The sequence below is a fragment of the Leucobacter soli genome (genome assembly GCF_042659205.1).
GTDB lineage: Bacteria > Actinomycetota > Actinomycetes > Actinomycetales > Microbacteriaceae > Leucobacter > Leucobacter soli.
On sequence record NZ_JBHSRW010000041.1, the window covers coordinates 1 to 15,746 of the forward strand.

The 15,746-nt window shown below is 68.6% G+C and carries 7 protein-coding genes; 3 read left to right on the forward strand and 4 right to left on the reverse strand.

The genetic code is table 11. The features are described 5' to 3' along the window. Positions 1 to 357: 357 nt before the first annotated feature. On the forward strand, positions 358 to 2,139 hold the full coding sequence (locus ACFPZL_RS04605) for an Ig-like domain repeat protein (RefSeq protein WP_218115538.1): 1,782 nt from the start codon (positions 358 to 360) through the stop codon (positions 2,137 to 2,139). Between the two features lie 73 nt (positions 2,140 to 2,212). On the opposite strand, the gene ACFPZL_RS04610 is transcribed toward ACFPZL_RS04605, so the two are convergent. The 4 genes from ACFPZL_RS04610 to ACFPZL_RS04625 form a co-directional block, all read right to left on the reverse strand. Continuing rightward, the gene (locus ACFPZL_RS04610) at positions 2,213 to 6,106 is read right to left on the reverse strand and encodes a DNA-directed RNA polymerase subunit beta' (RefSeq protein WP_218115536.1); all 3,894 of its coding nucleotides are present in this window, start codon (positions 6,104 to 6,106) and stop codon (positions 2,213 to 2,215) included. 79 nt (positions 6,107 to 6,185) lie between these two features. Then, positions 6,186 to 9,680, reverse strand: coding sequence for a DNA-directed RNA polymerase subunit beta (rpoB, locus tag ACFPZL_RS04615; RefSeq protein ID WP_218115534.1), 3,495 nt, complete (start codon positions 9,678 to 9,680; stop codon positions 6,186 to 6,188). 201 nt (positions 9,681 to 9,881) lie between these two features. Next, entirely contained in the window at positions 9,882 to 14,669 is a 4,788-nt protein-coding gene (locus ACFPZL_RS04620) for an NAD-glutamate dehydrogenase (RefSeq protein WP_218115533.1), read from the reverse strand. Between the two features lie 37 nt (positions 14,670 to 14,706). Then, the gene (locus ACFPZL_RS04625; protein WP_218115530.1) at positions 14,707 to 14,943 is read right to left on the reverse strand and encodes a hypothetical protein; all 237 of its coding nucleotides are present in this window, start codon (positions 14,941 to 14,943) and stop codon (positions 14,707 to 14,709) included. Positions 14,944 to 15,110: 167 nt separating this feature from the next. Here ACFPZL_RS04625 and ACFPZL_RS04630 point away from each other — a divergent pair, with 167 nt between their 5' ends. Then, positions 15,111 to 15,404 (forward strand): glutaredoxin family protein, encoded by a 294-nt coding sequence (locus ACFPZL_RS04630; protein WP_218115528.1) that lies wholly within the window; start codon positions 15,111 to 15,113, stop codon positions 15,402 to 15,404. Then, positions 15,401 to 15,746: spermidine synthase (locus ACFPZL_RS04635; RefSeq protein WP_382334779.1), on the forward strand; the 346-nt coding region annotated here is incomplete at its 3' end. The genes ACFPZL_RS04630 and ACFPZL_RS04635, both read left to right, overlap by 4 nt.

Below are 15,746 nucleotides of genomic sequence, written 5' to 3' on the forward strand. Positions count from 1 at the left end.
GTCTCGGCGGCGTTCTCGGCTGCGCTCGGGGCGGCGTTCTCGGGCGTCTCGGCGGCAGGGGCGCCCGCCGCCGTCTCGCGCTCTTCGCTCATGGCTCGTCCTTCTCGTCGGTACCCGGGGGCGCGCTCGGGCTGCGCACCACTCGCTGGCAAGGGTACAAGCGCCGCTCCGAGGTGCGGAGATGCCGCGCGGACGAGACCGAAAGCCGAGAGCTCCGCGCCGGCGGCTGCACCGCCCTTCGGGCCCCGCGGTCGCGGGTGCTTCTCGAACATGATTAAATGATATTCGTTCTCATTATCAAGTAAGTCGATGCGTCGACCCGTCCTCGAGAACCACACCGAATAGAAAAGGACATCCATGTTCCACTCCCCCACCTCCGTAGAGGCGCGCACGGCGACGCGCACGCCTTTGACCATCGGGGTGCTCGGCCTTGCGGCCGCGCTCATCGCCTCGTCGGCTGCGGCTCCCGCCGCGCTCGCCGACGACCACGACCACGGGCACGACGACGAGCACGGGCACATCGCGACCTCCTACACGCTCGAGGTCCTCGCCCCTCCCGCAGGCGGAACGGTCGGCAGCGCCCTCGGCATCAACGACAGCGGCGACGTCATCGGCACCAGCCGCGGTGCGACCGCGCAGCCCCAGTGGGCGGTGCTCTGGGAGCGTCACGGCGACCACCTCCACGGCCATCAGCTGCCGAACCTCGACGGTTCGACCTTCTCACGGGCCTTCGACATCAACGACGCGGGCACCGCCGTCGGCGAGGCCTTCTCCCCCGCACCACAGGTCTCGGTGCCGATCGTGTGGTCGGCCGAGGGCGTGGCCAGCCGAGTCACTGTCTTCAACGAAGCGGGCACCGGCATTCTGAACGACATCAATGACGCCGGCGCCACCGTCGGCACCGCCTCGAGCCGCGCCGTGAAGCTCAGCGCGGGAGGTACCGGTTCGACGCTCCCCGACCCGGTCGGGCTCGATGCCGGCGTCACCGTGAAGAACTCGGCTGCGAACTCGATCTCATCGAACGGCGAGATCGCGGGCCGTGTGACGCTCGTCGTACCGCACGGGGATCACACCCACGATGAGTACCATCCCGTGAAGTGGGCAGCCGACGGCACCGCACAGGTCTTCTCGCTGCCCGAGGGCGGAACCGGCACGCCGACGGTCGCGGAGATCACCGACGCCGGCGAGATCCTCGGCGCCGTCACGATCGGAGGCAAGGAGACGGCTGTGGTCTGGGATACCGATGGCGCACCCGAGACGCTCCCCGCACCGACCGTCGCCGACTTCACTCACGCGCGGGCGAACGCGGGCACCGACGAGGGGGTATTCGTCGGCTACGTCTCGAAGTTCGCGGGCAACACCTCGTTCGGCGGCGCCGCCATCGCCTGGGATGCGCACGGCCCCGTGAACCTGAACGAACGGGTCGTCGAACTGCCCGAGGGCGTGAACCTGCTCTCGGCCGCCGACATCAACGAGAGCGGCCAGATCGTCGGCACCGCGCAGACGGCCGACGGCAACCGGGGCTTCGTGCTGACCCCGGTGACCGAAGAGCCCGAGCCGGAGCCCGAGCCGAAGGCCGTCGAGACCTCGATCTCGGCGACCGTCGCGACCCAGCGCTACGGCCGTACGGCTCAGCTGAAGATCACGGTCGCCCCGAAGGCGACCGGCAAGGTCACGGCCGCAGTCGGTTCGAGGCTCGTCACCGGTGCGCTGGTCTCGGGCAAGGCCACCCTGAAGCTGCCGGCGAAGGCGCTGAAGCCGGGTCGCCACGCGGTGAAGATCACCTACTCGGGCGTGGCCGATCGATTCGCGGCGTCGCAGGGCTCCGTCACCGTAACGGTGAAGAAGGCCATCGCCAAGGTGACCGCGAAGCGTTCGAAGGCCCGCGTGAAGACCGGCAACACTGCGAAGTTCACGGTCGCGGTGAAGAGCACCGGGGTCACGCCCGGCGGTAAGGTGACCGTGAAGGTCGCCGGAAAATCGAAGACCGTGAAGCTCGGCAAGCGCGGCACGACGACCGTGAAGGTCAAGATCCCGAAGTCGAAGAAGGCCGGCGTCAGGAAAGTGAGCGTGACCTACCACGGCAGCTCGACGGTGTCGAGCGCGAAGTCCGCGACGAAGATCCGCATCACCCGCTGACCCTCGCCCCGAACGAACGGGCCCCCGCACCGAGGTGCGGGGGCCCGTTCGTCATCCGAGGCGGCGCGTCAGCTCAGCTGTAGCTGCCCGGGTTGAACTCGTCGGCGGTGAAGCTGTCGAAGTCCACGAACGAGAGGTCGTTCTCGTCGAAGCCGCCCTCGGTCGCGAACAGGCGGTTCGGGTAGCGCTCCGCCTTCGCCTCCTCGGTCGCCTCCACGTCGACGTCGCGGTAGGTGCTCAGGCCGGTACCGGCGGGGATGAGCTTACCGATGATGACGTTCTCCTTGAGACCGATGAGCGGATCCTTCGATCCCTCCATCGCCGCCTGCGTGAGCACGCGGGTCGTCTCCTGGAACGACGCGGCCGACAGCCACGACTCGGTCGCGAGCGAGGCCTTGGTGATGCCCATGACCTCGGGACGGGCGGTCGCGGCGCGCTTGCCCTCGAGCAGCGCCTCGCGGTTGATCCGCTGGTAGCGCGCGCGGTCGACGAGCTCGCCCGGCAGCAGCTCGGTCTCGCCGTGGTCGACCACGGTGACCTTGCGCAGCATCTGGCGCACGATGACCTCGATGTGCTTGTCGTGGATCGGCACGCCCTGCGAGCGGTACACGCCCTGCACGCCCTCGACGAGGTACTTCTGCACCGCGCGCTCGCCCGGGATGTGCTTCCCGTTGTCGGTGGAGCCGACCTGGAGGATGTCCTTCGGGTCCAGCGTGCCCTGCAGGAACGGCTGGCCGAGCTCGACGTGGTCGCCGTCCTCGATGAGCAGCTTGGCGCGCTTCAGCACCGGGTACTGCTTCTCCTCGCTGCCGTCGTCGGGCACGAGGATGATGCGCCGACTCTTCTCGGTGTCCTCGATCGTCACGCGACCCGCCGCCTCGGCGATGGGCGAGGAACCCTTCGGCGTGCGGGCCTCGAAGAGCTCCTGCACGCGGGGCAGACCCTGCGTGATGTCGTCGGCCGAGGCCGAACCGCCGGTGTGGAAGGTGCGCATCGTCAGCTGCGTACCGGGCTCGCCGATCGACTGGGCGGCGATGATGCCCACCGCTTCGCCGATGTCGACGCGCTGGCCGGTGGCCAGCGAGCGACCGTAGCAGGTGGCGCAGACGCCGACCGCCGACTCGCAGGTGAGCACGGAGCGCACCTTGATCTCGGTGACCCCCGCCGCGACGAGCGTGTCGATGAGCACGTCGCCCACGTCGGAACCCGCGTCGGCGATGACCGAGCCATCGGCACCGACGACGGCCTCGGCCAGGGTACGCGCGTAGACGGAGTTCTCGACGTTGTCGTCGCGCACCAGAACGCCGTCGGCGTCAGCGGTCGCGATGGGCAGTTCGAGGCCGCGCCGCGTACCGCAATCCTCCTCGCGGATGATGACATCCTGCGAGACGTCGACCAGACGACGGGTCAGGTAGCCCGAGTCGGCCGTGCGGAGCGCGGTATCGGCGAGGCCCTTACGGGCGCCGTGGGTCGCGATGAAGTACTCCGCCACCGACAGGCCCTCGCGGTACGAGTTGATGATCGGGCGCGGGATGATCTCGCCCTTCGGGTCGCTCACGAGGCCGCGCATGCCCGCGATGTTGCGGATCTGCAGCCAGTTGCCTCGAGCTCCCGACGACACCATGCGGTAGATGGTGTTGTCCTCGGGGAACGCGTCGCGCATGGCCGCGGCCACCTCGTCGGTTGCCTCGGTCCAGATCTCCACCAGCTCGCTGTGGCGCTCCGCATCCGTGATGAGACCGCGGTTGAACTTCTTCTGCACCTCGGCGGCGGCCTTCTCGTGGTCCGCGAGGATCTGGGCCTTGTTCGCGGGGGTCACGATGTCGCTGAGGGCGACGGTGACGCCCGAGCGCGTGGCCCAGTGGAAGCCCGCGTCCTTGATCCGGTCGAGCGTCGCGGCGACCTCGACCTTCGGGTAGCGCTCGGCGAGGTCGTTGACCAGGCTCGAGAGGCTGCCCTTGTCGGCCACGCCCGTGAAGTACGGGTAGTCGGACGGCAGTGCCTCGTTGAAGAGCGCGCGACCCAGCGTCGTCTCGACCAGGACCGGCTTCTCGGAGGTGACGCCCTGCTCGTCGGTGTACCCGACGAGGCGGATCTTCACCGTCGCGCCGAGATCGAGCGAGCCCTCGTCCATCGCCAGGATGGCCTCGGCGACCGAGCCGAAGGCGCGGCCCTCGCCGGCCACGCCCGACTTGACCGTGGTGAGGTGGTGCAGGCCGATGATCATGTCCTGCGAGGGCAGGGTCACCGGACGGCCGTCGGACGGCTTCAGGATGTTGTTCGAGGCGAGCATCAGCACGCGGGCCTCGGCCTGCGCCTCGACCGAGAGCGGCAGGTGCACGGCCATCTGGTCGCCGTCGAAGTCGGCGTTGAACGCGGTGCAGACGAGCGGGTGGAGCTGGATCGCTTTGCCCTCGACGAGCTGCGGCTCAAACGCCTGGATGCCCAGGCGGTGCAGCGTCGGGGCGCGGTTCAGCAGCACGGGGCGCTCGCGGATGATCTCCTCGAGCACGTCCCACACCTCGCTGCGCGAGCGCTCGACCATGCGCTTGGCCGCCTTGATGTTCTGCGCGTGCGACAGATCGATGAGGCGCTTGATGACGAACGGCTTGAAGAGCTCGAGCGCCATCTGCTTGGGCAGACCGCACTGGTGCAGCTTCAGCTGCGGGCCGACGACGATGACCGAGCGGCCCGAGTAGTCGACGCGCTTGCCGAGCAGGTTCTGGCGGAAGCGGCCCTGCTTGCCCTTGAGCATGTCGCTCAGCGACTTCAGCGCGCGGTTGCCGGTGCCCGTGACGGGGCGCCCGCGGCGGCCGTTGTCGAACAGTGCGTCAACGGCCTCCTGCAGCATGCGCTTCTCGTTGTTCACGATGATCTCGGGGGCGCCGAGGTCGAGCAGGCGGCGCAGACGGTTGTTGCGGTTGATCACGCGACGGTAGAGGTCGTTGAGATCCGAGGTCGCGAAGCGGCCGCCGTCGAGCTGGACCATCGGGCGGAGCTCCGGCGGGATCACCGGGACCACGTCGAGCACCATCGCGGCGGGGCTGCCGCCGGTCTGCAGGAACGAGTTGACGACCTTCAGGCGCTTGATGGCGCGGATCTTCTTCTGACCCTTGCCCTCGGCGATCTGCAGGTGCAGCGCGTCGCTCTCGGCCGCGAGGTCGAAGTCCTCGAGACGCTTCTTGATGGCCTCGGCGCCCATGTGCGCCTCGAAGTACTCGCCGTAGCGGTCCTGCAGCTCGGCGAAGGCGGCGTCCTCGGGCTTGAGGTCGCCGACCTTGAGGCTCAGGAAGTCGTCCCAGACCCGGCGGAGCATCGCGATCTCGTCGTCGAAGCCCTTGCGGATCTGCTCGAGATCCTTCTTGACCGAGGCCTCGGCGCGGCGGCGCTGATCGGCCTTGGCGCCCTCTGCCTCGAGCGCAGCCAGATCCGCCTCGCCCTGCTGCTGACGCTGGGCGATCGCGAGATCGCGCTGATTCTCGAGCGAGCCGATCTCGAGGTTCAGCTCGCCCTCGAGCGAACTGCGATCCTCGTGGCGTCCCTCCTCGTCGACGTCGATGACCATGTAGGCGGCGAAGTAGATGACCTTCTCCAGGTCCTTCGGCGCCATGTCGAGCAGGTAGCCGAGCCGCGAGGGCACGCCCTTGAAGTACCAGATATGGGTCACGGGCGCGGCGAGCTCGATGTGGCCCATCCGCTCGCGGCGCACGCTCGACTTCGTCACCTCGACGCCGCAGCGCTCGCAGACGATGCCCTTGTAGCGGACGCGCTTGTACTTGCCGCAGGCGCACTCCCAGTCACGGCTGGGTCCGAAGATCTGCTCGCCGAAGAGCCCGTCCTTCTCGGGCTTCAGCGTGCGGTAGTTGATGGTCTCGGGCTTCTTGACCTCGCCGAACGACCAGCTGCGGATGTCCTCAGCGGTCGCCAGACGGATCTGAAGCTCGTTGAAACTCGTACCCTCGAGCAATTTCTCTCCTTGGGGTGAAAACTAATTCTGAAGTGTCAGGAACCGAGGCGCATCATCCTGGGTCGATGCGCCCATCAATTCAGATCTCGTCGATGGACGAGGTCTCGAAGCGGGTCGAGAGGTTGATGCCGAGCTCCTCCGCAGTGCGGTGGGCCTCGTCGTCGTTGTCCCGCAGGTTCACGGCCTGGCCGTCCGCGCCGAGCACCTCGACGTTCAGGCAGAGCGACTGCATCTCCTTCATGAGGACGCGGAACGACTCGGGCACACCGGGCTCGGGGATGTTCTCCCCGCGGACGATGGCCTCGTACACCTTGACGCGGCCGAGGATGTCGTCGGACTTGACCGTCAGCAGCTCCTGCAGCGCGTACGCGGCGCCGTAGGCCTCGAGCGCCCACACCTCCATCTCGCCGAAGCGCTGTCCGCCGAACTGCGCCTTGCCGCCCAGCGGCTGCTGGGTGATCATCGAGTAGGGGCCGGTGGAGCGGGCGTGGATCTTGTCGTCGACCAGGTGGTGCAGCTTCAGGATGTACATGTAGCCGACCGACACCGGGTACGGGAACGGCTCGCCAGAGCGGCCGTCGAACAGGCGGGTCTTGCCGCTCGAGCCGATGAGGCGGTCGCCGTCTCGGGTGACCGTGGTCGAGTCGAGCAGACCCGCGATCTCCTCCTCGCTGGCGCCGTCGAACACCGGGGTCGCGACCTTGGTGTCGGGTGCGGCCTCGAGCGCGTCCTTCGAGAGCTTCGCGGCCCACTCCGGCTTGCCCTCGACCTTCCAGCCCTGCTTGGCGATCCAGCCGAGGTGCGTCTCGAGCACCTGCCCGAAGTTCATCCGGCCGGGGATGCCGAGCGGGTTCAGGATCACGTCGACGGGGGTGCCGTCGTCGAGGAACGGCATGTCCTCGACCGGCAGGATCTTCGAGATGACGCCCTTGTTGCCGTGACGGCCGGCGAGCTTGTCGCCCTCGGTGATCTTGCGCTTCTGGGCGATGTAGACCACGACGCGCTGGTTGACACCCGAGCCGAGCTCGTCGTCGTTGTCGTTCTCCGCGTCGAAGACCTTCACCGAGGTGACCGTGCCCGAGACGCCGTGCGGCACCTTGAGCGACGTGTCGCGCACCTCGCGGCTCTTCTCGTTGAAGATCGCGCGGAGCAGGCGCTCCTCGGCCGAGAGCTCGGTCTCGCCCTTCGGCGTGACCTTGCCGACGAGGATGTCGCCGGGGCGGACCTCGGCGCCGATGCGGATGATGCCGCGCTCGTCGAGATCCTTCAGCGCCTCCATGCTGGCGTTGGGGAGGTCACGGGTGATCTCCTCCTTGCCGAGCTTGGTGTCGCGCGCGTCGACGTCGTACTCCTCGATGTGGATCGAAGAGAGCGTGTCGTCCTTCACCAGGTTCTGGCTCAGGATGATCGCGTCCTCGAAGTTGTGACCCTCCCACGGCATGAACGCGACGAGCAGGTTCTTGCCGAGCGCGAGCTCGCCGTTCTCGGTGGCGGGGCCGTCGGCGATGACCTCGCCGGCCTCGATCCGCTCGCCCGCCTTGACGATGACGCGATGGTTGTAGTTCGTGCCCTGGTTCGAGCGGTCGAACTTGCGCAGGTAGTAGCTCTGCGTGCCGCCCTCGTCGAGCTGCAGGGTGACCACGTCGGCCGAGACGTCGGCGACCACGCCGGCCTTCTCGGCGACGACCACGTCACCGGCGTCGATTGCCGCGTAGCCCTCCATACCGGTGCCGACGAGCGGCGACTCGCTGCGCACGAGCGGCACGGCCTGGCGCTGCATGTTCGCGCCCATGAGGGCGCGGTTCGCGTCGTCGTGCTCGAGGAACGGGATCAGCGAGGTCGCGACCGACACCATCTGGCGCGGGGACACGTCCATGTACTGCACGTTGCCCGCGTCGACCAGCTGCACCTCGGAACCGCGGGGGCGCGCGAGCACCTGCTTCTCGGCGAACTTGCCGTCCTTGGTCAGCGGGGCGCCGGCCTGGGCGATGAGGTACTCGTCCTCCTCGTGCGCGGTCAGGTAGTCGACCTGATCGGTGACCTTGCCGTCGACGATGCGCCGGTACGGGGTCTCGATGAAGCCGAAGGAGTTGATGCGCGCGAAGGTCGCGAGGGCGCCGATCAGGCCGATGTTCGGGCCTTCAGGGGTCTCGATGGGGCACATGCGGCCGTAGTGCGACGGGTGCACGTCGCGCACCTCGACGCCGGCGCGGTCGCGGCTGAGGCCGCCGGGGCCGAGAGCCGAGAGGCGGCGCTTGTTGGTCAGGCCCGCGAGCGGGTTGTTCTGATCCATGAACTGCGACAGCTGCGAGGTGCCGAAGAACTCCTTGATCGCGGCCAGCACCGGGCGGGTGTTGATCAGGGTGTTCGGGGTGATCGCCTCGATGTCCTGCGTCGTCATGCGCTCGCGCACGACGCGCTCCATCCGGCTGAGGCCGGTGCGCACCTGGTTCTGGATCAGCTCGCCCACCGCACGGATGCGGCGATTGCCGAAGTGATCGATGTCGTCGGTGTCGAGGCGGATCTCGACCGGCTTGCCGTCGCGGATGCCCGGCAGGTTCTCGGTGCCCGCGTGCAGGCCGACCAGGTACTTGATGGTCGCGACGATGTCCTCGAGCGACAGCACCGAATCGGTGATGGGCGCGTCGATTCCGAGCTTGCGGTTGATCTTGTAGCGGCCGACCTTGGCGAGGTCGTAGCGCTTCGGGTTGAAGTAGCTGTTGTCGAGCAGGGCGCGGGCCGCCTCGATCGCCACCTGCTCGCCGGGGCGCTGCTTGCGGTAGATGTCCTTGAGCGCCTCTTCCTGAGTCTCCAGGCCGTCCTTCTCGAGGGTGAGCGCGATCGACTCGTAGCCGGCGAACTCCTCGAGGATCTCAGCGCTGGTCATGCCGAGCGCCTTGAGGAACACGGTGACGGACTGCTTGCGCTTGCGGTCGATGCGCACGCCGACCTGGTCGCGCTTGTCGATCTCGAACTCGAGCCACGCACCGCGGCTCGGGATGACGCGGGCGGTGAAGACGTCCTTATCGCTCGTCTTCTCCTGGGCGCGCTCGAAGTAGACGCCGGGGCTGCGGACGAGCTGCGACACGATGACGCGCTCAGTGCCGTTGATGATGAACGTGCCCTTGTCGGTCATGATGGGGAAGTCGCCCATGTAGACCGTCTGGCTCTTCAGCACCTGGGTCTCGGTGTTGTAGAAGGCGGCCTCGACGTAGAGCGGCGCGGAGTAGGTCTTGCCGCGCTCCTTGCACTCGTCGATGCTGTACTTCTGCTCGTCGAGGATCGGGTTCTCGAACGACAGCTGCATGGTGCCGGCGTTGTCCTCGATCGGCGAGATCTCGTCGAAGATCTCCTCGAGCCCGCTCGTCAGCGCGATATCGTCGCGCCCGTCCTTCTGAGCCTGGACGACGCGTTCCTTCCACGCGTCGCTCCCGACGAGCCAGTCGAAGCTCTCGAGCTGCAGTGCCAGCAGATTGGGCACCGTCAGCGTGTCGGAAATCTTGGCGAACGAGAGTCGCGAGTGATTGCGACCGTTCTTGGGCGAATTGGTGGATGCGTTGCGCGCAGCAGCCAAGGAAGTTACCTCCGGTGGGCCCCGTCGGGCCGTGTGCCTGGTCTATGCAGAAACGCTTCGATCACGCGGAAAGCACTCGGGGGAGCGAGTGTGACGGCCGACCGCAATATGAAGGCAGACAAGTGTTCGAGGCGCAACTGTCCAATATAGGCGATTCCTCGCCGAAGCGCAAGGGGGCGACCGGCGGCATCCGGCTCGCCGTCAGCGCACGAGCGAGCGGAGCCGACGCAGCGCCACCGAGAGCGTGGCGAGACCGGTGCCCTCCTCCGTCCGCCCGGCGTCGAGCGCGTCCTCGAGCGCACGCTCGGCCGACGGCCCTCCGAGCCCCAGCCAGGCCTCGATCCGCGCTTCCGCATCGCCCGGCCCCTCGGCTCCGGCCTCGGATCCGGTCCGCTCGATCGCGGACGCGGTGAGCTCGCTCATGACCGCGTACAGGTCGTCCCGCATGGCCGCGCGGGCCATCGACCCCCAGCGGTCGTCCTGCGGCAGTCCGCCGACGCGGGTGAGCAGTTCGTCGAAGCGGGTGCGCGCCGTCAGAGCGAAGAACACCTCGGCGACCTCGTCCAGCGCACGCCCGCGCGATCGCGATTGCTCGATCACATCGAGGAGACTGAGCGAGGGCAGCAGCCCGGCGCCCCGATGCGCGAGCTCCCCGGGCACCCCGGCGGCTGTGAACTGCGCGACCCGCTCCTCGAAGCCCGCGAGCTCGCCGCCCCGGAGCAGCTCGCCCATCCTTCCGGCCATGCCGGCCACCGGGCCCGCGAACGCCTCGACCTCGGCGCCGATGCCGACCCCGTCGGGCCGGTGCTGCACGAACCAGCGCGCCGCCCGGTCGAGCAGCTGCCGGAACGTGAGGTAGAGGTCGGTCTGCACCTGCGTGGGGACGACGTTGTCGGTGGCCTCCACCGCGGTGACGAAGCCGCGCAGGTCGAAGATCTCCCGCACCGCCACATAGGCTCGCGCGATCTGCTCGCTCGATGCCCCGGTCTCATCGGCTGCGCGGAAGGCGAAGGTGATGCCGCCGCGGTTGACCATCGAGTTCACCACGGTGTTGACGACGATCTCGGAGCGCAGCGGATGCGCGTGCAGGTCGCCCGCGTACGCCTGCCGGATCGGCTCCGGGAAGTATTCGGCGAGCGTGGCGGCGAACCAGGGGTCATCGGCCAGGTCGGTCAGCGCGAGGTCGGCCTTGAGCGCCAGCTTCGCGTAGGCCACCAGCACCGCGAATTCCGGCCGGGTCAGGCCGCGCTGCTCGGCGATGCGCGTCTGGATCTCGGACTGACTCGGCAGGTACTCGAGCTCGCGATCGAGTTCGTCGCGCCCCTCCAGCCATTCCATCAACCGCTCGTGGACCGGCAGCATGACCGCGGCGTTGGCCCGCGAGTTGCCGAGCAGCACGTTCTGCTCGTAGTTGTCGCGCAGCACCTGGATCGCGACCTCATCGGTCATCGACCGCAGCAGCTCGTTGCGGGCGGCGAGGTCCATGCGGCCCTCGCGGACGAGCGCCCCGAGCAGGATCTTGATGTTCACCTCGCGGTCGGAGGTGCCGACGCCGGCGGAATTGTCGATGGCGTCGGTGTTGATGCTCACGCCGTGCAGGGCGGCCTCGATGCGGCCGCGCTGGCTCACTCCGAGGTTGCCGCCCTCGCCGACGACGCGCACCCGCAGATCCGCGCCGTTCACGCGGATGGCGTCGTTGCCGCGGTCGCCGATCTCGGTGTTCGTCTCGGAACTCGCCTTCGCATACGTGCCGATGCCGCCGTTCCAGAGCAGGTCGACGGGGGCGAGGAGCACCGCCCGCTTCAGCTCGGCGGGCGTGAGCGACCCGATGCCGGCTTCGAGGCCCAGCGCCGCCGCCATCTCGGGCGAGACCGGGATCGACTTGGCGCTCAACGGGAACACTCCCCCGCCCGCCGAGATCAGCGAGCGATCGTAGTCGTCCCAGGACGAACCCGGGACATCGAACAGCCGCTGCCGTTCGGCGAAGCCCGCTGCCGCGTCCGGCTCCGGGTCGACGAACACGTGACGGTGATCGAACGCGGCCACCAGGCGGATGTGCTCCGAGCGCAGCATTCCGTTGCCGAACACGTCGCCCGACATGTCCCCGACCCCGACCACCGTGAAGTCCTGGGTCTGCGTGTCGTGCCCGAGTTCGCGGAAGTGGCGCTTCACCGACTCCCAGGCACCGCGGGCGGTGATGCCCATCCCCTTGTGGTCGTACCCCTCCGAGCCGCCGGAGGCGAAGGCGTCGTCGAGCCAGAAGCCGTACTCCTGGGAGATTCCGTTCGCGATGTCCGAGAACGAGGCCGTTCCCTTGTCCGCCGCGACGACGAGGTAGGGGTCGTCCCCGTCCCACCGCACGACGTCGGGCGGGGGGACGATCTCCGCGCCCGCGCGGTTGTCGGTCACATCGAGGAGGCCGCGGATGAAGGTCCGGTAGGCGGCCTTGCCTGCCTCGAGCCAGGCGGCCCGGTCGCTCGGCTCGGGCAGCTGTTTCGCGAAGAACCCGCCCTTCGACCCGGTCGGCACGATCACGGCGTTCTTCACCATCTGCGCCTTGACGAGGCCCAGCACCTCGGTGCGGAAGTCCTCGCGACGGTCGCTCCACCGCAGGCCGCCGCGCGCCACCTTGCCGAAGCGCAGATGCACGCCCTCGACCTCGGGCGAATACACCCAGATCTCGGCCATGGGATGCGGCTTCGGCAGATCGGGCACCCGCGCGCAGTCGAGCTTCATCGACACCCACGGTTTGCGGCCGCCTCCCTCCGCCTGCTGGTAGAAGTTCGTGCGCAGAATCGCCTCGATGATGCCGATGACCGAGCGCAGGATCCGGTCGTGGTCGAGACTCGACACCTCGTCGAGATCGCGTCGCAGCGATCCGGCGAGCTCGGCGGCGAGCGCCGCCCGGTCGCCCGAGACGGTCGGATCGAAGCGCAGCTCGAAGAGCCGCACCAGGCCCGCGGCGATCTCCGGGTGCGCGATGAACGCCTGATCGATGTACTCGACGGAGAACGCCGAACCGATCTGCCGCAGGTACATGCTGATCGCGCGCAGGATCACGATCCGCCGCCAGTCGAGGCCGCCGAGCAGGACGAGCGAGTTGAGCCGGTCGCTCTCGGCCGCGCCCGTCCACACCGCCTCGAAGGCGTGCTCGAACTCGGCTCCCCACTCGGGGTCGCTCCAGCTCTCGGCCTTCTCCGCCGTCAGTCCGAAGTCCGAGATCTGCCGAGTAGTGCCGTCGGGCAGCGTGATCGTATAGGGATGCTCGTCGACGACATCGACGCCGAGGTCGGTCAGCACCGGCAGCACCCGCGTGAGCGGGTACACCCCGGTCGACGCGACGGTCAGATAGCGCTTCCCCGGCTCTGAGCGCTCGGGCGCGTAGAGGTGGGCGGCGAACTCGTGCCCCTCCCCCACGTTCTCGAGCAGTTCGATGTCCTCGATCGCCTCCTCGGGCGTCACGCTCTCCTTGTAGGACTCCGGGAACGCCGCGCCGTAGCGGCCGAACAGCGCGGCGGCTCGATCCTCGTCCATCGCGCGATGCAGTGCATCGACGAGGCCCTCGTCCCAGCCGCGGATGGCCGCCTCGAGGCCGGGCTGCAGGTCGTCCTCTCCCAGATCCGGCACGGAGCTGCCCCGCGGCACACGCACCACGAAGTGCAGCTGCGCGAGCGGCGAGTCGCCAACCCGCGTCGTGTGATCCACCTGGTCGGCGCCTGTGGCGTCGCGCAGCAGCCGTTCGATCCGCAGGCGAACGGTCGTGTTGTAGCGGTCCCTCGGGAGGAAGACGAGGGCGGAGAGGAATCGCCCGAATTCGTCGCGGCGCAGGAAGATCCGGCAGCGTCGGCGCTCGCGGAGCCGGCTCACCTCGAGCGCGACCTCGAGCAGGTGCTCCGGGGTGTCCTGGAACAGCTCGTCGCGCGGGTACTGCTCGAGGATCTGCAGCAGCTCCTTGCCCGTGTGCGAGCTCGCGGAGTACCCGGAGCTCGCGAGGATCGCGCGGACCTTGGCGCCCACGATCGGCAGGGTGAGCACCGATGCCGCATACGCCGTCGAGGTGAACATGCCGAGGAAACGGCACTCGCCGGTCACCGCCCCGGCCGCGTCGAAGGTGCGCACGCCGATGTAGTCCAGGTAGACGTCGCGGTGCACGGTGGCGCGCGAATTCGCCTTGGTGATGGTGAGCAGTCGCGGGTCGCGGGCGGTCCGCTGCGCCTCGGGACGCAGGTGCGCCACGGCGCTCGTCGTCTTGCGTAGGATCCCGAGCCCCGTGTGCGGCAGCGGTCTCAGCACCGCCGCGCCGCCCTCATCGGTCTCGAGCACGTGCTCGCGGTAGCCGAGGAACGTGAAGTTGTCCTCGGCCAGCCAGTTGAGGAGCTCGACCGTCGGACCGATCGTGGCGGGGTCGACCGTGGAGGGCGCGTCGGTGCGCAGGTCGGTGACGATGTCGAGGCAGGCGCGTCGCATTGCCTTCCAGTCGTCCACCGCGCTGCGCACGTCGGCCAGGACCGCGCGCAGCCGGTCTTCGAGCGCCTTCCGTTCGTCGTCCGTCGGGATGCGGTCGATCTCGAGGTGGATCCAGGATTCCAGTTCGCCCCCGTGCGCACCGATCTCGAGCAGTTCCCCTCGTTCGTCCCGACGCACCGACACGAGCGGGTGCAGGAGCAGGTGCACCGAGAGGTCGGCGCGCGCGATCGCCGCGGTGACGGAGTCCACGAGGAAGGGCGAATCGTCGGTGCAGATCTCGACGATGGTTCGGCGCGACGTCCAGCCGTGCTCGCGCAGTGTCGGCGTGAGCACGCGCACGCGGATCTCGCCCGGGAGCTTCTGCGCACCGGTCGCCCGCATCGACTCGATCGCGCCGACGATGTCCCGCGTCTCGCGCTCGGCGAGGTCGTCGGCGTCCAGGTGCGCGATCAGGCGTTCGAGCCCGGGATCGATCGCGTCGATGGCGCTGCGGAGTTCGGGCGGTAAGGTCTCGTTGCTCATGACGTCGGTATCCTCATCAGCCGCCGTGCGAGGTCTTCTACTTCTTCTTCGCCTTGAACCAGGGGAAGAGCGAACCGACCACGAACCCGATCCCGAGCAGGACGACGAGCCAGATCCAGCCGGGCAGCGCGATACGCGCGCCGAACAGGTTGAGTTCGGCGATCGCCACGTTCGAGAAGACGAAGACGAGCGCCGCGACCGCGATGACGATCGCGAGGATGTTCCTGGCGGTGAAGAAGGCGCCCTTCTCGGCGCGGTTCGTCGACTCTGACATGGTGGCTCCTTCGGTTCCGCACGCATCATTGCGCGTGATCCGAGTCTACGAGAGAGCGGGTCGTCCGCGCACGATCGCCGAGTCTCGGCGACGCGCACTGGCAACGCGGACGGGCGACGGCCCCGGCCGCGGCGGCGGAGCCCCCGCGGGAGTCGTAGACTGCTGGCATGAGCGACGCGTCGGCCGGCCCCGCCGAGACCATCATCTTCGGCGCCGACTGGTGCGGCGACTGCCGCCGCGCGAAGCGCGTCTTCGGCGACCTCGGCGTCGACTACCGCTGGATCGATCTCGAGGCGGACCCGGCTGCCGCGGACGTGGCCCGTGACATCAGCGGCCGCACGAACATCCCGGTCATCGCCTATCCCGACGGCACCCACCAGGTGGAACCGAGCGATGCGGACATGCGCACGAAGCTGATCGGACTCGGCCTCGCCTCCGACCCCGGCGCAGCACCGGCGTGAAGCTCCCGGAACCGGTCGCTCTGAGCTCGGGGCTGACCGCCGAGTTCGAGGAGGATCGCTGGGTGCCCGGGTCGCTCGTGCTGAACGTCGACGGGACCCCGCAGTCGCACGTCAATCTGCGGGATCCGGGGGATCTCTTCTTCGAGTACATCCGCCGGATCGGGCACGTCATCGATCTGTTCCGCACGCCGGGCGCGCCGATCTCGGCGCTGCACCTCGGCGGGGGCGCCTTCACCCTGCCCCGCTACATCGAGGCGACGCGGCCGGGCAGCCGGCAGCAGATCGTCGAGCTCGAGTCCGCGCTCGTCGCGCTCGTGCGCGAGGCAGCCCCGCTGCCGAAGC

Excerpts from the sequence above, each read along its gene's own strand:
- ACFPZL_RS04620 (WP_218115533.1), bottom strand. The coding sequence starts at position 14,669 with ATGAGCAACGAGACCTTACCGCCCGAACTCCGCAGCGCCATCGACGCG.
- ACFPZL_RS04630 (WP_218115528.1), top strand. The coding sequence starts at position 15,111 with ATGAGCGACGCGTCGGCCGGCCCCGCCGAGACCATCATCTTCGGCGCC.
- ACFPZL_RS04605 (WP_218115538.1), top strand. The coding sequence starts at position 358 with ATGTTCCACTCCCCCACCTCCGTAGAGGCGCGCACGGCGACGCGCACG.
- ACFPZL_RS04625 (WP_218115530.1), bottom strand. The coding sequence starts at position 14,943 with ATGTCAGAGTCGACGAACCGCGCCGAGAAGGGCGCCTTCTTCACCGCC.